The following is a 24,172-nucleotide window of genomic DNA, read 5'->3' on the forward strand; positions in this document are numbered from 1 at the left end:
AACAAACGGGTTCGCTTTTAAAAAATAGCAAAAAAATACTATAAGAAGGTCATAAATATTATGAGATATATCATCGTAGGGCTAGGAAATTTTGGTGCATCGCTAGGGTCGGCATTGACCAGCCAAGGCCATGAAGTGATTGCCATTGATAGCAGTATGCAAAGGGTAGAAGCCTATAAAGAGGTGATCTCTCATACCCTCTGTATGGATGCCACCGACGAATATGCTGTTAGTGGATTACCCATTGTTGATACTGATATTGTTATCGTAGCTATTGGGGAAGACCAAGGCGCGAACGTCATGGCAACGGCGCTATTTAAAACCTTAAAAGCAAAACGTTTGATAAGCCGTAGTATCAACCCGCTACACGAAAAAGTCCTACAAGCTATCGGTGTAGATGATTTGATTCACCCTGAAAAAGAAGCGGCCAATCGCTGGGCCAAAAGACTGTCGCTACGCTACTTTGTTGATTCGTTTGAATTGAGCGACAATTTCAGCATGGTAGAAATTAAGATTCCAAACGTTTTGATCGGTAATACCGTTGATGAGTTACAGTTCGAGCAAAGGTTCAATATCCGATTGCTTAGTACCATGCGCTATGAGTATTATGAAGACAGCTTTGGTCGTACGCAGAGTAAGCCTAGTATTCAAGGTTTGGCGACGCCTGAGCAAGTATTGCAAGAGCGAGATGTATTGGTTATTTATGGTGCTAATAAACACATCAACCAGTTTTTACGTAGTGTGGGTGTAAAAATAAAGGTGTGAAAATAAAAGTATAAAATCAAATAACGGTTTGCCAATCGCAGTGATGCTGAGGCCACAGGGAAATTATTATGAATAAGCGCAGAGTATCCGTTCTATTAATCGCTGTAATGGCACTACTGTCAGGCTGTGATGAGTCCGCACAAGACCCGAATGTCCTTCTGTCCGAGCATCAAAAAGATCCAATTGAAGCATTAGAGATTACCTCAGACGTGGATCACAGTCAGTTCGGTTATAAACAAACCTTTTATGTGCCGATTTATTCTGATATTTATACCGATAGAGACGCTCGCAAAGTGTTACTGTCGGCGACGCTGAGCGTGCGTAATACGACGTTCAAAAAATCACTGTATATCAATAAAATTGATTATTACGATACAGATGGTGCACTGGTAAAGTCATATCTAGACAAACCCATTGAGCTACCAGCGATGGCCACGCTCAATTATATCGTCGAAAAAGAAGAGGACAAAGGTGGCTCAGGTGCCAACTTTATTATCGAAGTCGAAGGTATAGATGAGACGGTTAAACCAGTTATCGAAGCCGTTATGATTGGTAACTTTAGTAATAAAGGATTTGCGTTTAGTACGGAAGGCACGCCAGTGGTACATTAGTGGATAAAGCTAGTAGGTCATTATCTATAAAACTAAAAGCTCGCAGTAGAAAAACTGATGGCCTATTTTGGCAGTCAGCGATAACGATATAAAGTTATTCAGCAAAATCAAAGTATTAAGTGCAGTAACAAGGACCATTCAATTCAAGGAAGAATTATGTCTGCAACCAAAGAAGAAATCAGTGCCTTTATGGCATTGGAGTTTCCACAAACCAAATGTGTCGTCGAGGCAGTCAGTGAAAAAGGCGCGATTTTATCGCACGAAATTGGTGTCGATGAGCTGCGCCCTGGTGGCACAGTCTCTGGCCCCGTCATGATGGCCGTTGCTGATGTCGCCATCTATGTGGCGATACTCGGAAGAATCGGTATTGTCCCGTTAACAGTAACGACAAGTCTGACCATCAACTTTTTGCGTAAACCATCAGCAGATGCTCGTATTATCGCCGAATGTACCTTGATGAAAGTAGGGCGTACGCTGATAGTAGGTGAGGTGTCTCTTTATTCAGAAGGCTCTGATGATGCCGTGGCTCACGTAGTCGGCACGTATTCTGTACCGCCCAAACGTATTTAGCTATTTTCAAAGTAACCTATCACTTAAGAAACATATCACTCAAAAAATAGGTGCTCTTCTACTATTTGGAGACTAACCGCTTATCACTTCTAAGAGGTTTTTAGTCATGCAGTATATCGGTGTTGTGTTTTTCAAGATCTCTAAACTGCTTGCTTTCTCTAATCAACGTTGAAAATTTTGATTTATTACTAAAAGCAGTGAGATGTTCGTTCTCTCTCTTCAAATTGCCTTCTTTGGATAACGCTTTTTTGATCAATGCTGTTTCGGTGCTAGACGTGGTTTCAGATAACTCTGTCTGAAAAAACTCTGAGCCCAGTGGCAATATGGCAACCGCAGAAGTCACCGGCATGATGGTCGATCCAAATAAGGCTAAGCCCAGTAGTAACTGTTGATTGGTACGAGTCAGTTTGTATTTCATGATAAAACTCCTTTTACACAGAAAATAGGCTACTACGTTGCTAGCAGAATATAGTGTAACCAGTATTAGAGCGTGATATCAGATGTCTATTAAAGATACCTGATATCACAGTCGAGATTTTTTGTTTAATTAAGACTTATGATTTTTGTCGTATTTACTGTCTTTCGATTTATGGTCAGATGTTACGTTTTTAGACTTGCTAGGTTGTTGTTGTGCTGTAGATTTTTTTGGCGTGACAGCCTTTGTGTTTACAGACTGCTTTTTATTATTGGTCTGGTCAGCTTTTTTGACGACTTTAGCCGCTGGTTGTTGTTTGACAGTCTTTTGATTTGTAGATTTATTTTTCTGTGCAGACGTGTCGTCTTTATGGTTTTGTACTTGGGTGCTGTATTTTGATGAGTCATGTAGCGCCGCATTGGCTGATCCCATCACTGCAACGCAAGTAGAGGTCGCTAGCATTAGGCTTATCATTATTTTTTTCATTATTTTTATTTCCTATTGGGGTAAAACACAGTGGCAACGCGTTACACGTTCGATAGAAGAGATGATAAACGATTGCAATGTTACGTATATTTATGAAACTTGAAGAAAGGTAACGATTGTCATTAGGTATTGTTCGCATAAAATGTTGTTCGCACATGCCATGTGGCATTTATATGGACATGCACTAAAACCATCCTTTTTATATATAAAAGCACCTCACTGGAGCAGTAAGTTGTATCAAAACAGTGCTTTTTCTACTCAAATTAAGCGATAAGACGGATTTTTCTGTGGCATGGAACTTGCGCTACCTTAGATGTAAGACAATGTTGTTATGTTTCATTTATCAAGGGTATATTCTATGTTTAAAAATACAGTTCTTTCATTATTCGTTCTCAGTGCACTAGGCGTATCAGCCGCTCAGGCAGAAGACTTTACTGTGCTTAAGCAGATGTCAGATAAACCCACGCAGCTAACAAATGGCGAATACAAAGGGAATTATTACGTACCTTCGACTCTAGATACGATAACGTGGGGATATTTGCCGAATAGAGATGCCAAACCTATTATGTCCGTGGCCTCTGGCAGCGTGGTAACGTTTGATACGGTCTCACATGAAGGCTTGCTCGAAGATCAGGGACGTGATGCTGCCAAGTACTTTAAGTCTAAAGGGGTCAAAGATGATTTTATCTTGGATGAAGCAAAGAAAATTACGCAATCTAAATTAGATCATGACTTTGATAAAGATGGCCCGCATATTGTGACAGGACCGATTGAAATTAAAGGCGCGCAACCGGGCGATATTCTAAAAGTAGAAGTCATCAAAGTTGAGCCGCGAGTGCCTTATGGCGTCATCTCTAATCGTCATGGTAAAGGTGCTTTAGCAGGAGAGTTCCCAAAAATTCCAAAACAAGCCAATGCTTCCGCTGCTCATCCTGAGCGTTATGGCAACGTGTCCGTGTTTACCCCGATAGAAAAAAATGCTAAAGGCGACTATGAGGGTGTGCTAAAGACCGACTCTGGCAAATCTATCCGTTTTCCACTTGAGCCGTTTATGGGTCTGATGGGTGTCGCAGCCAATACCTCAGAAAAAGTACACTCTGTACCACCTGCTATGTATGGCGGCAATATCGATATCAACGAATTGGGTGCAGGTTCAACAGTTTACTATCCTGTACAAGTCGCTGGTGCATTGTTTTACACAGGTGACAGTCACTTTGCACAAGGCGATGGTGAGGTTGCATTAACGGCACTTGAAGCCTCTGCGCGTGCTACGTTCAAATTTACCTTATTAAAAGCTGGCAAGGATAAAATCCCTGGTAAAGAAATCATTCAACCTTTGGCAGAGAATGCGGAGTTTTGGATCACGCCAGGGCTAGATGAAGATCTAGATGAAGCAATGAAAAAATCTACCCGTGAAGCCATTCGCTTTTTAAATCAAGAATATGGTATTGATGAAGCGACCGCGTATGCTTACCTCAGTGCTGCTACAGATTTTGAAGTATCACAGGTCGTGGATAAAACCAAAGGTATCCACGCCAAGATTCGTAAAGCAGATTTTAAAGAGTTCGATAAGTAATTTAATAAATGACAGTAAAGTTATCATCAGCTAGTTAGAAGCTTTTTAGTTAGAACCCTTGAAAGCAGAATGATAGCTCTCAAGGGTTTCTAATTGAGTGATTAACAGATAATACAACGTCCAAGTTACTGGTTATTTGTTGACTATAAATCATGCTAATACATTCACAGACGGGCATTTCGTCCAAAGTTGTGACAGTTAGGTTTCTCAATACGTGTAGATAGGCTAATATACTGTCTTTAGAAAAACAAAGCCACATCTATATCTGGTTATACAAAATAAGCCACTTTGAGTGGCTTATTTGTTTTTCTAAAAACCACTATCAGTTTGCGTATTTTTAGCGTGGCTACTGTGATATGAGAACAGCAACAGCCTGCATCAGTTTTACATGGTTTTTATCAATAAATAATCTCAAAGGAGAAAGTCAATGTCAGTTTCAATGTCGGTTAATGACGCATTGCTGGACGAAGTCAAACAATGGCGTAAACAGATTCATAGCCAACCTGAGCTAGGGTTTAAAGAATTCAAAACCTCGTCATTTATCGTTGATAAGTTAAAGTCTTTTGGAATTGAGGTTCATCAAGGATTGGGTGGTACTGGCGTTGTCGGCACATTAAAAAACGGCACAGGACCTACCATTGGTATAAGAGCTGATATCGACGCTTTGCCCATCGAAGAGCAAAACGACGTTGAGCATAAATCTACGCATGCAAACTGTATGCATGCCTGTGGTCATGATGGCCACACTTCAGTCTTGCTAGGCACAGCTAAGTATCTGAGTGAGAATAAGAATTTTAGCGGTACTATTCACTTAATCTTTCAACCTGCCGAAGAAGTATTGGGCGGTGCCAAAGCCATGATTGATGATGGTTTATTTGATAATTTCCCAATGGATGCAGTCTACGGGCTGCATAACTGGCCGGGTCTGCCTGTGGGTCAAATCGCTGTGAATGATGGACCGATGATGGCGTCTTTTGATACGTTTGAAATCACCCTAACTGGGAAGGGCACACATGCTGCCATGCCGCATTTAGGCGCTGATCCTATTGCAGCGGGTGCCGCGCTCATTACGAATATTCAGTCGATTATCTCGCGCCGCATATCACCATTGCAGTCAGGCGTCATCAGTGTCACACAGATGAATAGTGGTGACACGACCAATGTCATTCCTGATATTGCGATTTTGAAAGGTACGGTACGTAGTTTTGACATGAATGTACGCCAGTCGCTACAAGACTTGCTCACAGAAATGGTGACGACGTTGCCACCGTTATATGGCGTTACAGGCGAGATGGATTACCATATCCGCTATCCAGTGACCACCAATGACAGTCAGGCTTATCTCGAAATAAAAAATGCAGCGACCAAAGCATTGGGTGCTGACAAGGTAAACACGGACGTAGAACCATCAATGGCTTCTGAGGATTTCTCATTCATGAGTCAAGTCGTAAAAGGTGCTTATTTTTGGTTAGGCGTGGATGGCAGTACGCCGTCTAAACCTCTGCACAATGCAGCCTATGACTTTAATGACGATGCTATTGAAACCGGTATAAAAGTTTGGGTGTCTCTAGTTGAGTCTGAATTACCGAAAACATCTGCATAAGAAAAACTTTATAAAAACTCTTGATGGACAGTTGCTTCATAAAAAGCGTCTTCGTAAAAAGTTGCTTCGTAAAAAATTTCTTCATAAAAAATCGCTTCGAAAGTTGAACGATTAAAATATACAGTAATCATATACAAAGAGAATTGATATGAATAATAATAGCGTGTTGTCACCGACAATGACAAAGCACCTACTGGATTGGAAGCTGCATTTATTGGTCATTGCTGTGTCATTACTGGCAGAATGGATCGGTATTATTAAGATTCCTATCGGCATTGGTATTTTGGTATTACTGCCTCTACTTTATGCTTTTATCTTTGCAATTCTACTCAACCCAAACGTCATTCCTTCTATGAAGGCGGTCATAACCAAAAAACGCGCCAAGTTTGCCAGTTATGCCATTCTTTTAAGCATCATGCCTTTCATTGCAAAGTTCGGTGTGGGCGTTGGCCCGAATATCGAAGAAATCATCGCGGCAGGTCCTGCATTGCTATTACAAGAGCTGGGTAATGTAGCGACTGTACTGATTGCACTACCGGTTGCAGTATTGGTCTTCGGTATGGGAAGAGAGGCTATCGGTGCAACACACTCTGTCGCTCGTGAGCCTAACGTGGCATTGATTGCTGATAAATATGGTCTCCAAAGCGCCGAAGGTATCGGTGTGATGGGCGTCTATGTAATGGGTACTTTGTTTGGTGCCATTTACTTTTCATTGATGGCAGGCATCATTGCCTCTATGGACATCATGGATGTTCGAGCGCTTGCCATGGCTTGTGGTATCGGTAGTGGTAGTATGATGGGTGCGTGTTCAGCTGCGTTGGCAGAGACAGTGCCAGATCAAGCTGAGACCATTACGGCATTTGCCGCGACGTCTAACTTATTGACCTATGCCACCGGACTATTCGTTAGCTTATTTGTCGCGCTACCTTTTACAGAGTTTTTATATAAGGTCGTTAGCAAATTTAAAAAGAACACTGCAGACGCTACTACCGACACAGATTTCGGTGCGGTTATGGAAGAGCCTGCCGTATTGTCGATGGGACAGACATTCATCTTGCTAGCTGTGATATGTGTGGTGCTGCTACTCAGTAACTGGGTAGGGCAAGGCGTTGATCCAATCGATGGATTGCCTGCCATGTTGATTCTGTTTGCCTGCTGTGTGGTCGGCATATTACTCAAACGAGTCATCCCTTTCAACGTGCCTGCTATCGCATGGATATCGATTGTGGCTATCCTTATATCCTTGCCACAGTTTCCATTTAACGCCTATGTGCTGGAAGAGACTGCGAAAATGGGTGTATTACAATTACTGACACCTGTGCTTGCGTATGCTGGTTTTGCTATCTCGCAAATGGAAGTAGATCTGTTCAAAAAATCTGGATTTAAGATTGCAGTGGTTGCGATATTGACCTTTACAGGTACGTTCATCGGTTCGGCCATGATTGCACAAGTGATGCTGTAGTAGATGCTCACTTTGAGATCTGATATTGAACCGACTATAGAGTAATCATTTAAACTAAAAAACCCGAGGATTTAATGAACTTAAATCTTCGGGTTTCTGTTATATAGATAATGGAGGTGGTTTTGCAATGATTCTGGCAGAAATGCAGTAGCCTTTTCCCAGGAAACTTATGAAGTCGTCTAGTCTTTAGTATTATCAGGACCCATCGTTGCCACCAAGTCTGTAAACTTCTCTCCCTGAACTGACACATGCTCTTTGATCAAACGCTCAGCCAAATCTTCATCAGAATTAATAACGGCATCCACAATGCTTTGGTGCTCTTCAAAGGAATGCTGCATCCGATTGTTTACTCGCAGCTGTAGTCGTCTATAAGGGTGCAGTCGGTTATGTAAGTTGCTGGCTTGCTCTATCAAAAAACTGTTATGACTGAGTTGATACAGGAAAAAATGGAACTTTCTATTTGCTTCATAATAGCTTTCTGTATTCCCTTCCATCAAATACGCTTTACATTCATTATGCAGCGCCAATAGCTCAACTTTCTCTTCCTCATTGATTCTTCGAGCAGCCAACCGCCCACACATACCTTCAAGATACGCCATCACTTCAAACATCTCAAACAGCGTCACGATATTTAGTGTGGGGATAATTGCGCCTCTACGAGGGCGGATTTCTACCAAACCTTCAGATGCTAAAAGCTTTAGAGCCTCACGGATAGGTGTTCTTGATACCTCATATTTTTCACACAGTTTTGCTTCGTCAAGTTTAGTACCAGGTGGAAGACGACCGTAAATAATTTCATCTTCTATCTTTTTACTGACCTGTACAGATAAAGGTAAGTCGTCAATTAAACTCATAAATTCTCCATTTGTATACAATAAGTGATTTAATAAATACAATATGGTTGCACTTTCAAACCAACTGTATTAGATTATATCAAACAAGTGGGTAGTACATGGTAGATCCTTACAAAGGTTTTGAGCTTTATTAGGGCTGATATTCTTTGTGAAGGGGAGGGATAGATAGGGAAAGTCAAAGAACCTCAAAAGGTATTACTAAGCGATAGTTATCCGTACTTGTGTCTATATCTGGTGTTATTAATTGAGGTTTTTATTTTAAACAGGTCGTGTATCAAGTTAGATACCACTAAAGCGGCTGTCATTCATATCCAAGGAAGGTTTTTATGATCATATATGGTACTGCTTTGCTAGCAGTTTGTTATCTATTGGGGGTGTTCCTCGGTGGGCTATTGGGACAAATATTAGGTGTCGATGCCAACGTTGGCGGTGTAGCAATCGCAATGATTCTATTAATTATCGGTAAAGAGCTGCTTGCCAAAAAAGGTATGCTGCCGAAATCTACGCAGTTTGGAGTTTTGTATTGGGCAGGAATGTATATTCCTATTGTAGTTGCAATGGCAGCAGGTCAAAACGTTGTTGCTGCGTTATCTGGTGGAATGGTAGCGGCTGTTGTTTCTGTTATTGCGCTTACTGCCACTGTGTTCGTTGTACGTTGGCTTAATAACATAGCCAACGATTACGATACATTCACATGGGACGACGATAAAGAGGTAACTGTCGAATAGTTCTTATCTATAAATGAGAGTTATTAATAATATACGAAAAACTACGCAACTAATTAAAGCGCGAAATGGAGTAATTAAATGGACTTAATTATACAGACGCTCACTAAGAATGCCTTTGTCACTGCTATTGCAGTAACAGGTCTGGTGATGCTTTTCTCTCAAGTACTATCCAAATACCTAACTAAAGGCAAACTACAGTCATCGGCGATTGCTATCACCCTCGGTTTGATTGCCGCTTACTTTGCAGGTCTATATACAACTGGTAGCAAAGGCATTTCTGATATTGAAATTTTCTCTGGATTCACCCTCTTAGGCGGAGCGATGCTTCGAGATCTTGCTATCTCATCCACTGCATTTGAGGTAGATGTCAAAGAACTAAAACGTGCTGGAAAAATTGGCGTTATTGCCTTGTTATTAGGCTGCGTTATCCCGTTCGTGGTAGGCGCTGGTGTTGCATGGACATTAGGTTATAGAGACGCTATTTCTATGACGACTATTGGTGCAGGTGCGATGACTTATATTGTGGGTCCAATTACAGGTACTGCTGTTGGTGCAAGCTCTGATGTGATTGCCTTGTCTATTGCGATTGGTTTAATCAAAGCCGTATTTTTTATGATTTCAACGCCATTGCTTGCTAAGTTCATGCAACTTAAAAGCCCTCGTTCAGCCATGATTTTCGGCGGCTTAGTGGGTACGACTAGTGGTGTAGCAGCGGGGCTGGCAGGTACAGATGTAAGGTTGGTTCCCTATGGCGCATTAGTGGCTACGTTCTACACAGGGCTAGGGTGTTTATTAGGGCCATCTATATTTTTCCTAACTTTAAATGCCATATTTTAATAAGTAGATAAAGGAAGTCTTATGAAAACGAATATCGAAGAAAAAACATGGGATATACAAAAAAGAAGACGGGCTACAAAGCTGAATGAAGCGAAGAATAAAGGCTTGGAAAAACTGGTACCGAGTAATAGAACGATTGAATTGCTGGAAACGGTACTGGTGCCTGAAGATAAAGTCTGTATAGAAGGTAACAACCAAAAACAAGCTGACTTCTTATCGGAGTGTTTGTCTCAGTGTAATAATGAAGTGCTGAATGATTTGCACATATTACAGTCGGTTTTAGCACTTCCGAGTCATATCGATATCTTTGAAAAAGGTATTGCGAGTAAGGTCGACTTTTCCTTTTCTGGTCCACAAGCATTAAGACTGGCAAAGCTGGTTCAGCAACAAAAAATTCAAATTGGCTCCATCCATACCTATTTAGAGTTATATGGTAGATATTTCATCGATTTAATACCAAACGTGTGCTTGATCACGGCACATTCTGCAGATGCCGAAGGCAACCTATATACGGGCCCAAATACCGAAGATACGCCAGCAATTGTAGAAGCCACAGCATTCAAAAGCGGTATTGTCATTGCACAGGTAAATGAGCTAGTAGATAGCGTACCACGCGTTGATATTCCTGCGGACTGGGTGGACTTTTTCATTGTGGCACCCAAGCCTAACTATATAGAGCCTTTGTTTACCCGTGACCCTGCTCAAATTACGGAAGTACAGATACTGATGGCAATGATGGTCATAAAAGGTATCTATGCACCTTATCAAATTAAACGCCTGAATCATGGTATCGGCTTTAATACGGCTGCCATTGAATTGCTGTTACCTACTTATGGGGCAGAATTGAACCTTAAAGGTAAAATTTGTACTAACTGGGCGCTCAATCCTCATCCGACTATGATTCCAGCGATAGAAAGTGGGTTTGTCGATAGTATTCATAGCTTTGGCTCAGAAGTAGGGATGGACGAATATATTCAAAGTCGCCCTGATGTGTTTTTTACGGGCAAAGACGGCAGTATGAGATCTAACCGTGCTTTTAGTCAAACGGCAGGTTTGTATGCTTGTGATTTATTTATAGGGGCAACTTTACAGATTGATTTACAAGGTAACAGCTCGACAGCGACGGTAGACCGCATTGCAGGTTTTGGTGGCGCTCCCAATATGGGGTCAGATCCACATGGCCGTAGACATTCTAGCTATGCATATCTCAAAGCAGGTCAAGAAGCGACAGACGGACGCGTGGTAAAAGGTCGGAAGCTAGTGGTGCAAATGGTAGAAACTTACCGTGAGCATATGGATTCTGTCTTTGTTGAAGAGCTTGATGCATGGCAACTACAAGAAAAAATGGGAAGTGATTTTCCACCCATCATGATCTATGGTGATGATGTCACGCATATCGTGACCGAAGAAGGGATTGCAAACTTACTATTGTGTCGCACTCCAGAAGAGAGAGAGCAAGCGATACGCGGCGTAGCGGGTTACACACCTATCGGTATGCAACGAGATCATGAAAAAGTCAAAGAATTAAGACAGCGTGGGATTATCCAAAGACCAGAGGATATTGGCGTAGATGCTTCAAAAGCGACGAGAGATCTATTGGCAGCCAAATCTGTCAAAGATTTAGTGAAGTGGTCCAATGGTACTTACTCTCCACCAAGTCGTTTCAGAAACTGGTAAAAATAATACTAAGGATATAACTATGAATGTACTTAATTTCGACTTCATTTCACAGCCCATCGAAAATATCAAAAAAGAAGTTATTTGCGGTGTGGTTGGTTCAGGCAACTTAGAAGTATTAGTAACACCGCTAGCGAATAATGAAAGTAGTAAATTCATTATTGATACCTCAGTCGCAGGCTTTGATCATATTTGGGAGACTGTGTTGCAGGATTTCTCTAGTCGTTATGCAGTAGGCGGATTGGAGTTTAAGGTCAATGATATGGGCGCGACTCCCGCAGTAGTGAGTCTACGCTTAAGCCAAGCGATTAATATCTTAGAGGAAGAATCACATGGATAATTCACATATTCAACAAAGCTTTTATGAAAAGACGGCACGTAATCGAATCACCAGTATTGTTGATAAGAACAGTTTTCAAGAAGTTCTTAAGCCCGGTAGCATCCCTGTGAGTCCTAATCTTGCCTCGTTAGATATCGTAGGCAGTTTCGATGATGGTGTCATTATTGGGCAGGCAAAAATTCAAGATGAGCCAATATACATGATTGCTCAAGAAGGCAAATTCATGGGTGGTGCTGTAGGGGAAATACATGGGGCAAAAATTGTCGGCATGTTACTCAAAGCTATTCAAGAAAAGCCTAAAGCCATTATCTTTTTGGTTGATTCAGGTGGTGTTCGCCTTCACGAGGCAAACGCTGGTTTGATTACGATTTCTGAGATTATGCGTGCGATGTTAAAGGTTCGCAATGCGGGCATTCCTATTATTACCGTCATTGGTGGCACGAATGGTGCCTTCGGTGGTATGGGGATATGTGCGTGTCTAAGTACACATGTCATTATGACAGAGGAGGGGCGTCTGGCTCTTTCAGGCCCTGAAGTGATTGAAACCATTAAAGGTGTAGAAGAGTTTGATTCTAAAGACAGAGCTTTAGTATGGCGAGTGACAGGTGGTAAGACACGTTATTTGCTCAATCATGTCGAATTTTTGGTAGAAGATGATGTAAATGATATTACTCAAGGGATTGTTGAGGCTCTTCAGCAACCTGCTATTGATTTGGACTTAGCGTATTTACAGCAACAGCAAGCCTCATTGCAAAGCCAGTATGATAAATGGTTTGGTGAAAAAGACAGCATACCAATTTGGCAGTCGATGAATATAGACAACCCTGAATCTATTTCCATGCTTAGCGCTCAACAGATTAGAGCTATTAAAAAAGGATAATATCATGCAAACGAAAACAATTTTAGAAGCGTTGTTTCCCAACGAGCTTGAGTATCACATTGAGCATTCAATGATACGAGGTAGTGCAGAAACCAAAATGGGCAAGGTTGAAATCATTGGTACCGTTGATTCCGCCGCTATGAACCAACTGATTGCAATGACACTTGCTAATGAGATATTAGATGTCATAGCACAAGGTAAAAAAACGCCTATCGTATTTATCGTAGACACGATGGGACAAGACTCATCGAGAGCTGACGAGTTGTTATGTCTCAATAGAACGTTTGCCCATCTGGCGTCTTGTGTTGATCTGCTCAAACGCAGCGGTCATCCAAATTTGGCTATCGTTTTGGGTGAGGCGGTCAGTGGTGGGTTCTTATCTTATGGTCTCATGGCAAATCAAGTGTTTGCCATGCAATCAAGCCAAGTGAAAGTGATGGATTTAAATGCGATGTCGAGGGTGACTAAGATACCGTTAGATAAGCTGAAGTCCTTATCACAGACATCTGCCATTTTTGCACCAGGTGTAGAGAACTACTATGCAATGGGCGCGGTTAACGATATTTGGAAAGCGCTTGATGAACATCTGGTCGAAAACGCTCTTGAATCCCAACTGACACATATTGATGATTTTCTTACAGATAATCGCCGGCAAGTGGCAGAAGAAAGAAAAGGGCGTTTGTTATGCAATGATATTGTTCAGTCGGTTTTGACCGCTTAATGTTAAGCAAGTCTTTATAGAGGTGAGATGTATGCAACGTCATGATTTAGTTTACTTACAGCGCCATGAGCCATATGACTTTATGAATGCATCTCTACCTTTATCGGTGACCATGGCTGTTAGTAAGATGATTGAGTCTCAACAACCACTGACGGCTTGTAGACAAGATATAAGCGATGTCATCAAGGTTGCGACCAGTTATATAGAGGACGGTCGTAAATATCGATTGGCACTAACGCTATCTACAACTCCTAAAGTTATCAAGCCATCTTTAGCGCTTGAGGCTTTAATACCTCAGTTACCGAAAACGATTCAAAGGTCTACTCAAAAATTTATTGAACGCTGTGCTCATTTAGATTGTGATGTGCGTGTCTATGGCTCCTTTGCCAATCAATACTTTACGGGTTTGCCTTTTGTGAAACCAACATCAGATTTGGATATTTTAATCGTTGCACACAGTAATAATATTGCACAAATATTATTAGAAGTGGAAGCCTTTAACCTGCTTGCGCAATCTGCCGTGGGTTTAAAAATAGATGGAGAGATAAGGTTACATGGATGTAACGACGTATCTTTTAATGAGCTAATCTACGCCATTATGTTTGATGTCCCAACCGTTTTAGTAAAAACCCTTTGTGATATTAAGCTTCAAAAAATAGACGTATTACTAGGATGGAATACTGATGAATTTGAACACTTTATTAGATCGCACAAACAAACCCTTATTGCTAACACAGGCAGTCTGGCAGCAGATTGATGAATTAGCATGTGAAGCTTTATATGATGAGTTAAGTTTGGAAAATAAACCAGGTCTTGTCTGTCCCTCCAGTAATGGCAGTCACACAGATATGAACCATCTTACTTTTATTAATAGCATCACTTCTTTGAAAGGTTATTTTTCTACATTAAGTCAGTTTGGCTATGATGACAGACCATTTGATGATTTAAAAAATATGGGGATTTATCAAGAAGCAAAAATGAGAGAGGCGACCAAAAATATTAATACTCATAAGGGTGCAATATTTAATTTAGGTTTTGTCTGTGCAGCGATTGGTAGATGTATACAAGCAGAAATACCATTAACCGCTAACAATATCTGTGAGCAACTGATAGATCGGTGGCAGTTTGATTTAACGACTCGTCTGCAGCGTGAGCCAGATAGCCACGGTCAAAAAATGTTCAAGAAGCACGGCATAACTGGTGCTATCGAGATGGTTTCTAATGGCTTTGAGATTATTTTAACTGACGTTTTGCCATGCTTCTATGACACTATTTATAGCACTCAAGATTTTGAAAAAGCCAGTATGCAAGCATTAATGACACTGATATCCGTATTATCAGATACTAATATCGTGTGGCGAGGCGGAATAAAAGACTTAGAAAATACTCAAGCATTGGCGAAACAGTTTTTGCAAGCAGGGGGCGTACATCAATTAGATTGGCGCCAAAAAGTAAGTAATATTAATCAGTATTTTATTCATAATAACCTCAGCCCAGGTGGCAGTGCTGATCTATTGGCCGTCACGATATTTTTTTATAAGGTGGAAAATGAATTTAATTATCCTATTTAGTGGGCAAGGCCTACAAAGCCAAAAGCACGTGAATGAAATACTGACCTATACCTCGGAGCACGAGCGATCGATTCTAAGTGCTATGGCACCAGATCTATTCGATGAAAATTCTGATAGTGATAAATTATTTGATAACAAAGTTGCGCAACCGTTCATTTATACTTTGCAATATTATCGATGGCATCAGCTACGTCAATTGATTGCAGCACCAACGGCTTTTGCTGGATATTCTTTGGGAGAAGCAAGTGCCTTTTGTTGTAGTAGCCAACTCACATTTGAGGACGGGTTAGATTTAGTTAGTAAAAGAGCCAACCTCATGCAGCAAGAAGTGACAGAGTCTAGCGGGTTATTAGCAATCAAAGGTGTGCCTGATAGTAAACTGGATCAACTGCTTGAAGAGAGTAAAACCTATCTATCTATTAGGATTAATAGAGACCAATTCATTATAGGTGGTCACAAAAAAAATCTTGAACAGGCTACACAAGTTGCCCAAACATTGGGTGCACAAAACGTGCAACTGCTAAATGTGTCAGTGCCGTCGCACACGGTAATGATGCAGGGTGCGACGGCGAAGTTCCGTAAATATACAGAATCATTAGCTTTATCCGCTATGACAACACCGATTGTTAGTGCGACTGAAGGTATAAGGTACAGTGAGACAAATCAAGGTTTAGATATCTTATCACGTCAAATAGATCATGCATTAGATTGGTACTGCTGTATGGAAAGTATTGAAGAATATCAGCCGAGCATGGTGATAGAGATAGGCCCGGGAAATGCTTTGTCCAGAATGGTAAATAACTTGCTACCGCATGTGCCTTGTAGGAGTTGGGATGATTTTCGTAACTTAGATGGATTAAAAGACTGGATAGAAAGAAATCGTTAATGTGCTAGCCGTAAATTTTAGAATACAGAGCCAGATATCTGATTTTTAGAATATTGTTAATAAAGCTATCAGGTCAAAGTAAATCTTAATGATTTACTTTGACCATAATCAAAAGGTAGGATCTAGATGTTATATGTGTGGTTTATTATTGCAGGGGCATTCGCAGGCGTTAGCGCTGGCTTGTTTGGTGTGGGCGGCGGCATGATTATTGTCCCAGTACTCGTATGGATTTTTACGGCATATAATTTTCCTCCTGAAGTTATTACTCATCTAGCGATTGGTACTTCTCTTGCGACGATTGTTGTGACCTCTATCAGCTCACTAACGGCTCATAATAAACGTGGTGGTATACGCTGGGAGGTCTGGCGTCATATGGCCTTGGGTCTAGTTATTGGCAGTCTGGTTGGCGCAGGCATTGCTGATATGATTGAAGGTCAGATGCTACAAATTATTATTGGTATTGGTGCATTACTAATGGCGCTAAAAATGTTGTTCTTCTCTAATCAAGAGTCAGTAGAGAAGCCATTACCACCTGCTAGTGTACAGTTTGGGGCGGGTACCGGTATTGGTATGGCATCGTCTATTTTTGGTATTGGCGGTGGTAGTTTGACCGTTCCATTTTTAAATTGGGCAGGCTTGCCAATGAAGCAGTCAGTTGGGACTTCCGCTGCCTGTGGTTTACCGATTGCTTTAGCTGGTGCGGTAGGCTTTGCATGGTTTGGTCAAGACGTGGTCAACCTTCCTGAAGGTACGATAGGCTTTGTGCATATTAGTGGTTTCTTATGTATTTCAGTGGCGAGCTTTGCGATGGCAAAAGTTGGTGCCAAGCTTGCCCATGTATTGCCAGCTTTGATGCTTAAGCGTGCCTTTGGCCTATTATTGTTAGTCGCAGGTGGTCAATTACTGCTGAGTGGTATTGGCATATTGTAGGTGGTTTGTCAGCCAGCTTTCATCAAAATAATGCACTAAAAGAAATAGCTTACTAAGCAGTCGCTTACTTATTAAAAAAAAATTAAATAATCCCCAATCGTTAGTTGTTACTAGTGATATTGGGGATTTTTTAGTTGTGTCAAAATCTGATTTATTTAGTTTCTAGTCGGTAGTACGCATACTCCTTTTCTTTAAGTAGGTAGCCATAAGATAATGATAATTGTTTTCATTACTATTTATAGTTATACTCTATTGTTAATAATTGATACTAATTATTGCTACAGTGAAAACCAATGATTTCAGCTTTCTTAAACTTGCCATGAGTAACTACGATGAAAAAACTCCCGACACCTGCTGTTCAAATGCCATACCATTTTTTATCGTTATCAGTGATATCTATCATGGTCACCATGGCAAGTCAGACGGTACTAGCCAATGATAATATGCAACCTATTACACAGGTAAGTAACAAGTCTTCATATGTTGAAGCAGATGAAGCGTCGAATGAAGTGCCTTCGACCACTTTAGATACGATAGTAGTGACGGCGTCCAGCATAAGCAATAGTGAAGATACAGACGAGTATATTTATGATCGTCAATCAACTGCAACAGGATTGACGTTAACAGCTAAAGAAACCCCGCAATCAGTGACGACCATCACCAATCAGCAAATTGAAGACCAAAAGCTAGAAACAGTATCTGATGTCCTTCGCAATACTCCTGGTATTAGTGCAGCAAGTTTTGATGGTGGGCGTAGTGGTGCATCAGCAAGAGGCTTTGATATTGACCAGTATCGTATTGATGGTCAAGATGTTGATTTCTATGCACAGTGGTCAAATGGTGAGGACTTGGCGAGCACTGCCATTTATGATCGAGTCGAAGTAGTACGAGGTGCGGCAGGGCTAACTGCTGGATCGGGTCAACCTTCTGCGTCAATTAACTTAGTGAGAAAGCACGCTAATAGTCGTGAGCCGACTGCGACTATCAGCGCTACTGCAGATAATTATGGTAAATATGGGACGACGATAGATGCCAGTACACCGCTGACAGCTGACGGTGATGTACGCGGCCGCTTTGTCGCTGAGTATCAGAATGGTGATACTTATGTCGATCGAGAAGATAAACAGCTTGGACTGTTTTATGGTGTGATCGATGCGGATATTAGTGATGATACTACGATAAGTGTCGGTGCTTCATATCAAGATAATGTACAAAACTCAACCATGTGGGGATCGTTACCGGCTTATTTTAGCGACGGTAGCAAGGCTTCTTGGGATGTGAGCAAAAACGGCAGTGTTGATTGGGTAAAATGGAATAGCATCAACCGCAGTTATTTTGGCTCTGTAACCCATGATTTGAATGATGATTGGCGCTTTGAGTTGAAAGGCAGTCGTAGCGAAAACGAGTCCAATGACAAGTTGTTTTATCTATTAGGAAACACGATAGACAAAGAGATGGGTCTGGGTCTGTCAGCATACAACGGACGTTTTGAGAGTGAGCGTAATCAAGACAATGTACAAGCGAGTGTCGATGGTTATTTTGATGCTTTTGGCCAAACACACGAGGTACGTTTTGGCGCTAGCTATAATAAAAACGATTTGACCGCCTACAGTTATACCGCTACTCCTAACTTTGGTGCTATCGGTGATTTTTTCAGTTGGGATGGTAGTTATGCAGAGCCAGCATGGAGTGATAAGAGTCTGTCTACCGAGCTCACGACTAAAGAGACCAGTATATTTGGTTCAGGCCGACTCCAATTGAGCGAGCCTCTAGCCATTATTTTAGGGTCACGAGTCACAGACTACGAGAGCGAAGGTGTGAATTTTGGTACAGATATTGATGTGTCACATGACGCTATCTGGGTACCTTATGTTGGTGCTACTTATGACGTTAATGACAATCATACGTTATTTGCCAGTTACACCAGTATTTTCAAACCGCAAACAGAAGTGGATGTGAATAATGGTTATTTAGACCCTATCGATGGTGATAACTATGAGCTGGGCATAAAGAGTAGTAATGATGCGGGTACGATACAAAGTCAATTTAGCGTCTTTCGTATCAAGCAAGACAATCTAGCTCAAGCAGATGGTGACAATATGGTGTCTGGTGTCGATATCCCAACACAAGCTTATGTTGGTGCTGAAGGAGCAACCAGTACAGGTATCGATGTTGAGGTGACTGGAAAAATAACACCGGAATGGCAGACAAGCATTGGATATACTCAGTTTACGGCTGAAGATAAGGATAATGTTACGGTCAATAGTGGCTATCCTGACAGAGTGTTCAAGCTATTCACTACCTATGATATGTCTAACTGGGTTTCTGGATTGACCGTGGGTGGCGGTGTTAGTTGGTCTGATGAACGCTATAGCTTGTTAACTAATCCCGCAAGTGGTCTACAAGAAAAATACCAGCAAGATGCCGTAGCCTTGGTTGATTTGATGGCGCGTTATGCTGTAAACGAAAAGCTAGCACTACAACTCAATGTTGAAAATTTGTTTGATGAGCAGTATGTAGACAGTGTCAACTTTAGCCAAGTTTATTATGGTACACCACTCACTGTGTCAGGCAAGGTAACTTATAAGTTTTAGCTATTTTAGCACTTATCACTCAAACCAGTTGTTTCCGACTTTTTAGCAAATAGTAGGGATCAAAAAGAGGGTTTTAGTTTTAATAGATTTTAAGAGTTAGTTGCGTTTTGGTCATCGCCGCTTTTCCAAGTAACTCAACCTTGATTGAATAATTATGATTAGAGATTAATAAAAGCAGATGTTTCCGCCGCAGCCCGTGTTTAACGGACGAAAAAAAGCCCCAGTCTTAAGATTGGGGCTTTTTAAATTTGGTAGGCATAAGCAGATTCGAAAAAACGCTAAAACAGATGTTATTTTACTGATATCGTCAGTCTGTTCGATCAAAACTATCTGTGTTGGTTTTGATAGCATTGCTCAGGGATAACCAGTATGCATGTAGCCAACAAAGACACTATGTGTAGCGACTCCATTGGTAAAGATATATGAGGTGAAAGTACTATCATTGTTTATGCAAATGTACTGTGAATAGCTATGGCGTAGAATGGAGGAGTCTCTAGAACAGCACATCAATATTTCTTATTATCATTATTAGGCCACTGATGACCATTAGTATCAGAAGCATGATTCTAAACTGGCTGATACTGATTCCTGCCAAAAAGCGTTTGCCAATGATATTGCCAATCACGGCGCCCAGTCCTAATACAAGAGCATACACCCATATTTTGAAAGTGAGTATTCCAAAAAAGGTGTAGCTGACGATTTGTACAATACCTACAAAAAAAGAATTAGCTGTTTTGGTCGCAATAAGGCTTTCTTTTTCTAGTCCAGCATTCATATAGAAAGGGTTAAGAATAGGGCCGAGACCACCCACCAATGTGCTCATAAAAGCAATGGCAAAGCCTACAGGTACAAAACCTACTTTTGGCATATCAAATGTTTTACTGACTTTACCAAACTTGTATTGGAAAATAGTCGAGACTAAAAATGCACCAACCAATAACTGAATCCAGCCTGCGTCCAAACGACTAAACACCAGTGCGGCGAGCCATGCACCTACGATAGCGCTTGGGACATAGTATTTAGTCAATGACCAATCAATATAATGCCAGAATAAATAGAGCCGCGAGGCATTACTCATAAAGGTAGCCACGTTGATCACAGGTGGTGCAATCGCTGTCCCTATCATCGAAGAGGTGACTGGTATCAGGAGCATCGCACCGCCACCACCGGATATAATGGAGATAATAAAAGCGACCATGCCAGCGACAAACAAACCTGCTAAGTGCCAAGTTGGAATGGTTTGCAGTAAATCTAAAACAAAGAGCACTATAAAATCCTATTTCATAAGTTACATCAAGTAGGGAGGCATAACGCATTTCGGATGACTAATAAAAGCTTTACTGTATCCCAAAAAAACGGTGGTCACACATAGAGTACGACCACCGTAGAAACAGCATTTAGAGAACATAATCGCTAAAACCTAAACAATCATTTTCTTAAAGCGCTTACGATACATTTTACGAATAATTGGCATGAATATCATAATAACTACCAGACCCCATAGTGACACGGTGATTGGGCTACTCCATAGAATAGACATCTCACCTTGAGAAATAGACAAGGCACGTCTGAGGTTAGACTCCATGAGCTCTCCTAGTACATAACCTAGAATAAGGGCTGATAGAGGGAACTGTAATTTACGTAAGAAATAACCAAATATACCAAGTGCGACCATAAACACCATATCAAAAGTTGTACTATTGATAGAGTAGACACCAACGAAACTGATAGCAGCAATTGATGGTATCAAGATATAGTTTGGTACATTAAGTAGCTTTGAAAACACACCAACTAGCGGAATGTTCATTACTAAAAGAATGACGTTACAGATAAATAACGAGGCAATAAGACCCCAAACAATATCTGGCTGCTCAGTAAACAACTGCGGACCTGGCGTGATGTTATACAATGTTAGTGCACCCATCATAACCGCTGTCGTACCAGAACCTGGAACACCTAAAGTCAACATTGGTACGAATGAACCACATGCTGATGCGTTGTTAGCTGCCTCTGGAGATGCTAAACCACGAAGATCGCCTTCACCAAATTTGCCACTGTCTCCAGCAATTTTACGTTCACTAGCATAGGTCATCGCACTCGCGATAGTCGCACCTGCACCAGGCAAAATACCAACGAAGAAGCCCATTATGCCACTACGCACCATGGCGCCAATGGTAAAGAGGAATTCTTTTAGGTTGAACAGGCTACGCTTACCTTGCGCGATTACTTTACCACCAGTACTGGTTCTTTCGAGCAAAATCAAGATTTCACTGACGCTGAAAAAGCCAATAACGATCGTTGTGAACTGAATACCATCAGATAAGTTGACTGAATCAAAGGTATAGCGATAGATACCTGTGACCGCATCAACACCAACAGTAGCCAGACCCAAACCGATTAACGCTGACACTGCTGTCTTGATAGGTTGATCACCAACCAAACCACTTAAACAGCAAATTGCGAATACCATCAATACGAAGTATTCAGCAGGTCCAAACGACACTGCCCATTTAGCCAATAGAGGTGCGAACAACACCACACCAATGGTCGCAATCGTAGAACCAATAAACGAGGCAACCGCAGAGATGGATAAGGCGATGCCGGCTTTTCCTTGAACCGCTAGCGGGTTACCATCTAAAGAGGTCATAACCGCCGCGGCAGATCCCGGCACGTTAAGTAGAATGGCAGAAATACGACCGCCATATTCGCAACCAAGATAAACAGCTGCTAGTAAGATAAGTGCACTCTCAGGTGGCAGACCAAGGGCAAAGGCAAAAGGTAATAGAATTGCCACACCATTAATAGGGCCAAGGCCAGGCAACATACCCACAACCGTACCAATAAAAGCGCCAATGAGTGCAATTAGTAAGTTTTTGGGCAACATTGCTACGCCAAAACCCTGCATTAAAAAGTCAAAAGTTTCCATAATAGCTATCCCATTATTCCTGATAATATTCCAAGTGGCAGAATCACATCCAAGGCCATGTCAAATAAGACATACAAGGCGATACTGATCACAACTGAAAAGATAAGGCTTTTAATAGGATTTCCGGCAAATAATAAACCAACCGCAAAACACATCAGTGTGGTAGCAACCACAAAACCTAAAGGCTCAAAAATTAAGCTATAAATCAATAGTGCGCTGACACACAGCACAAGATTTCTAAGCACTACGTTGTTGTAGCCTAAATCGATGACTTTCGTAAATCGTGCTGGACGAAAGGCAATAACCAAGGTCAAAAGCGCCGTAAGTGAGAAAATCAAAATAGGATAGGGTCTAGGGCCGATAGGATCATAGGCAATAGGAGCAACGTAACCAATAGCTAAGTAGACTAGAAATAAGCTAAACAGCCCCATTAATCCAGAAAATGCACGTTCCATTGTCATAGAAGTATTCCTTAAATTCCAAAATAAGAAGGTTGATAGATGTCTCATCTGTCAACCTTCGATAAATACTATAAAAATCAGTATTCAATCATTAAGGGGATATGATCTGAGTAATGCTACTTAGCTGCAGCATCAACAAGACCGTACTCAGCAGACAACTCACGTAGCTCACCTGTACGTTTATAAACGTATGCTTCCAGCTCATCACCAGTCATAGAGAATGGTAGTAGCTCTTGCTGCTCGCGTAATTCAGCGAATTTTGGATCCGCAAGCATATTATCAAAGCTTGATTTCCACCAGTCATAAGCGGCAGGGCTGACATCTGGACCCATGTAATAACCACGCATGACTGGCCAAGTAACGTCATAGCCTTGCTCTATAGCAGTAGGAATATCGGCCATCGTGCCACCCAATCTCTCATCTGCAAATACGGCCAATACACGTAATTTGCCAGCATTGGCTTGTGGCATGATTTCAGCAATACCAGCACTTACGACAGTTACATGGTTACCCATTACGGCAGTAATAGCTTCACCGCCACCTTCCATCGCAACATAAGTCATATCGCTAGGATTAACGCCAACCGCTTTGGCTAAAATAGCTGTTTGCATCCAGTCCTGACCACCAACACTACCACCAGCGGCGAAACTAACTGCTTTTGGGTTTGACTTAAGCTCAGCAACCAGCCCTGCCAAGTCTTTGATAGGTGAGTCTGCATTGACAGCGATAGCACCATAATCAGTACCAACGGCTGCTAGCCATTTCACATCTTTTTCAGTGAATTTACCAAACTTACCTTGCGATAAATTGAGGATAGAGCCAGTAGAGAAAGCAATGATTGCATCATTATTAGCACGATCATTGGCAACGATTTTGTTATAAGCCACAGCACCGACGCCGCCCGGCATATAAGTGACTCGCATAGGATCTTCTAATAGACCAGTATCTCTGAGGCCAGCTTGAGCAAGTTTACAAGTCAAGTCAAAGCCACCGCCTGGTTTTGCTGGTGCAATACATTCTGGACGTGAAGGGGCATCAAAACTGGCATCAGATGCAGTCGTATCAGATTTATTACATGCGGTAAGGGTGAGTACAGAAAGGCCAAGAGCCAAATAGGATAGTTTGTTCACACGACACTCCTTGTGTGTATTTTTAATGAAAAACTCAATAGAGTTTTGAGCAAAATAATAAAGTGATTACAGATGAAGTTCAGATTATCCTAACAATAATCACTAAACTTCATAAAAGTAGATTTTTTAGCGTTTTGCAAAAGTAACAG

Annotated in this window: 24 protein-coding genes; 17 read left to right on the top strand and 7 right to left on the bottom strand. The window is 41.4% G+C overall.

Annotated elements, in window-relative coordinates:
• Positions 1–60 precede the first annotated feature (60 nt).
• From JMW61_RS08070 to JMW61_RS08080, 3 genes are all read left to right on the top strand, one after another.
• The gene (locus tag JMW61_RS08070) at positions 61–765 is read left to right on the top strand and encodes a potassium channel family protein (protein WP_201550217.1); all 705 of its coding nucleotides are present in this window, start codon (positions 61–63) and stop codon (positions 763–765) included.
• A 68-nt stretch (positions 766–833) separates the two neighbouring features.
• Positions 834–1,376: a DUF3124 domain-containing protein gene (locus JMW61_RS08075; protein ID WP_201550218.1), complete on the top strand. Its 543-nt coding sequence runs from the start codon at positions 834–836 to the stop codon at positions 1,374–1,376.
• 156 nt (positions 1,377–1,532) lie between these two features.
• Positions 1,533–1,946 carry a PaaI family thioesterase gene (locus JMW61_RS08080; RefSeq protein WP_201550219.1) on the top strand — a complete coding sequence of 138 codons (414 nt, stop codon included), beginning with the start codon at positions 1,533–1,535 and terminating at the stop codon, positions 1,944–1,946.
• Positions 1,947–2,046: 100 nt separating this feature from the next.
• Here the strand turns inward: JMW61_RS08080 and JMW61_RS08085 are convergent, their stop codons facing one another.
• Positions 2,047–2,364 (bottom strand): hypothetical protein, encoded by a 318-nt coding sequence (locus tag JMW61_RS08085; protein WP_201550220.1) that lies wholly within the window; start codon positions 2,362–2,364, stop codon positions 2,047–2,049.
• A 129-nt stretch (positions 2,365–2,493) separates the two neighbouring features.
• Positions 2,494–2,847 (bottom strand): hypothetical protein, encoded by a 354-nt coding sequence (locus JMW61_RS08090; RefSeq protein ID WP_201550221.1) that lies wholly within the window; start codon positions 2,845–2,847, stop codon positions 2,494–2,496.
• 358 nt (positions 2,848–3,205) lie between these two features.
• Between JMW61_RS08090 and JMW61_RS08095 the strand changes: the two genes are divergently transcribed.
• The 3 genes from JMW61_RS08095 (at position 3,206) to JMW61_RS08105 (ending at position 7,488) form a co-directional block, all read left to right on the top strand.
• Positions 3,206–4,423, top strand: coding sequence for an acetamidase/formamidase family protein (locus JMW61_RS08095; protein ID WP_201550222.1), 1,218 nt, complete (start codon positions 3,206–3,208; stop codon positions 4,421–4,423).
• Positions 4,424–4,850: 427 nt separating this feature from the next.
• A complete protein-coding gene (locus JMW61_RS08100) occupies positions 4,851–6,026 on the top strand; it encodes a M20 aminoacylase family protein (RefSeq protein WP_265090109.1) in 1,176 nt (391 codons plus the stop codon).
• A 148-nt stretch (positions 6,027–6,174) separates the two neighbouring features.
• Positions 6,175–7,488 carry a DUF3100 domain-containing protein gene (locus tag JMW61_RS08105; protein ID WP_197216818.1) on the top strand — a complete coding sequence of 438 codons (1,314 nt, stop codon included), beginning with the start codon at positions 6,175–6,177 and terminating at the stop codon, positions 7,486–7,488.
• 179 nt (positions 7,489–7,667) lie between these two features.
• On the opposite strand, the gene JMW61_RS08110 is transcribed toward JMW61_RS08105, so the two are convergent.
• Positions 7,668–8,342: a GntR family transcriptional regulator gene (locus tag JMW61_RS08110; RefSeq protein WP_197099927.1), complete on the bottom strand. Its 675-nt coding sequence runs from the start codon at positions 8,340–8,342 to the stop codon at positions 7,668–7,670.
• A gap of 326 nt (positions 8,343–8,668) precedes the next feature.
• Between JMW61_RS08110 and madL the strand changes: the two genes are divergently transcribed.
• The 11 genes from madL to JMW61_RS08165 all read left to right on the top strand — a co-directional run bounded on the left by madL (position 8,669) and on the right by JMW61_RS08165 (position 19,506).
• Positions 8,669–9,070, top strand: a complete 402-nt coding sequence (madL, locus tag JMW61_RS08115; protein ID WP_201550223.1) for a malonate transporter subunit MadL — start codon at positions 8,669–8,671, stop codon at positions 9,068–9,070.
• Positions 9,071–9,148: 78 nt separating this feature from the next.
• Positions 9,149–9,907: a malonate transporter subunit MadM gene (gene madM, locus JMW61_RS08120; RefSeq protein ID WP_197131901.1), complete on the top strand. Its 759-nt coding sequence runs from the start codon at positions 9,149–9,151 to the stop codon at positions 9,905–9,907.
• A gap of 21 nt (positions 9,908–9,928) precedes the next feature.
• Positions 9,929–11,584, top strand: coding sequence for a malonate decarboxylase subunit alpha (gene mdcA / locus JMW61_RS08125; protein WP_201550224.1), 1,656 nt, complete (start codon positions 9,929–9,931; stop codon positions 11,582–11,584).
• A gap of 22 nt (positions 11,585–11,606) precedes the next feature.
• The gene (mdcC, locus tag JMW61_RS08130; RefSeq protein WP_110924275.1) at positions 11,607–11,924 is read left to right on the top strand and encodes a malonate decarboxylase acyl carrier protein; all 318 of its coding nucleotides are present in this window, start codon (positions 11,607–11,609) and stop codon (positions 11,922–11,924) included.
• Positions 11,917–12,804: a biotin-independent malonate decarboxylase subunit beta gene (locus JMW61_RS08135; RefSeq protein ID WP_201550225.1), complete on the top strand. Its 888-nt coding sequence runs from the start codon at positions 11,917–11,919 to the stop codon at positions 12,802–12,804. Before mdcC ends, JMW61_RS08135 begins: the two co-directional genes overlap by 8 nt.
• A gap of 4 nt (positions 12,805–12,808) precedes the next feature.
• Positions 12,809–13,525 (top strand): biotin-independent malonate decarboxylase subunit gamma, encoded by a 717-nt coding sequence (gene mdcE, locus JMW61_RS08140; RefSeq protein ID WP_197216823.1) that lies wholly within the window; start codon positions 12,809–12,811, stop codon positions 13,523–13,525.
• Positions 13,526–13,556: 31 nt separating this feature from the next.
• Positions 13,557–14,282 (top strand): malonate decarboxylase holo-[acyl-carrier-protein] synthase, encoded by a 726-nt coding sequence (mdcG, locus tag JMW61_RS08145; RefSeq protein WP_201550226.1) that lies wholly within the window; start codon positions 13,557–13,559, stop codon positions 14,280–14,282.
• Positions 14,209–15,096, top strand: a complete 888-nt coding sequence (gene mdcB, locus JMW61_RS08150) for a triphosphoribosyl-dephospho-CoA synthase MdcB (protein WP_201550227.1) — start codon at positions 14,209–14,211, stop codon at positions 15,094–15,096. The genes mdcG and mdcB overlap by 74 nt, the downstream gene beginning before the upstream one ends.
• Positions 15,074–15,982 (top strand): malonate decarboxylase subunit epsilon, encoded by a 909-nt coding sequence (mdcH, locus tag JMW61_RS08155; protein WP_201550228.1) that lies wholly within the window; start codon positions 15,074–15,076, stop codon positions 15,980–15,982. Before mdcB ends, mdcH begins: the two co-directional genes overlap by 23 nt.
• Positions 15,983–16,108: 126 nt before the next feature.
• Positions 16,109–16,912: a sulfite exporter TauE/SafE family protein gene (locus JMW61_RS08160; RefSeq protein ID WP_201550229.1), complete on the top strand. Its 804-nt coding sequence runs from the start codon at positions 16,109–16,111 to the stop codon at positions 16,910–16,912.
• Between the two features lie 332 nt (positions 16,913–17,244).
• Entirely contained in the window at positions 17,245–19,506 is a 2,262-nt protein-coding gene (locus JMW61_RS08165; protein ID WP_201550230.1) for a TonB-dependent siderophore receptor, read from the top strand.
• A gap of 493 nt (positions 19,507–19,999) precedes the next feature.
• Here the strand turns inward: JMW61_RS08165 and JMW61_RS08170 are convergent, their stop codons facing one another.
• The 4 genes from JMW61_RS08170 to JMW61_RS08185 form a co-directional block, all read right to left on the bottom strand.
• On the bottom strand, positions 20,000–20,773 hold the full coding sequence (locus tag JMW61_RS08170) for a sulfite exporter TauE/SafE family protein (protein WP_201550231.1): 774 nt from the start codon (positions 20,771–20,773) through the stop codon (positions 20,000–20,002).
• Positions 20,774–20,926: 153 nt separating this feature from the next.
• A complete protein-coding gene (locus tag JMW61_RS08175) occupies positions 20,927–22,432 on the bottom strand; it encodes a tripartite tricarboxylate transporter permease (RefSeq protein WP_201550232.1) in 1,506 nt (501 codons plus the stop codon).
• Between the two features lie 5 nt (positions 22,433–22,437).
• The gene (locus JMW61_RS08180) at positions 22,438–22,893 is read right to left on the bottom strand and encodes a tripartite tricarboxylate transporter TctB family protein (protein WP_201550233.1); all 456 of its coding nucleotides are present in this window, start codon (positions 22,891–22,893) and stop codon (positions 22,438–22,440) included.
• Between the two features lie 116 nt (positions 22,894–23,009).
• On the bottom strand, positions 23,010–24,023 hold the full coding sequence (locus tag JMW61_RS08185; protein WP_201550234.1) for a Bug family tripartite tricarboxylate transporter substrate binding protein: 1,014 nt from the start codon (positions 24,021–24,023) through the stop codon (positions 23,010–23,012).
• Positions 24,024–24,172 lie beyond the last annotated feature (149 nt).

The organism is Psychrobacter fjordensis (genome assembly GCF_904845995.1).
In the GTDB taxonomy this organism is placed as follows: domain Bacteria; phylum Pseudomonadota; class Gammaproteobacteria; order Pseudomonadales; family Moraxellaceae; genus Psychrobacter; species Psychrobacter fjordensis.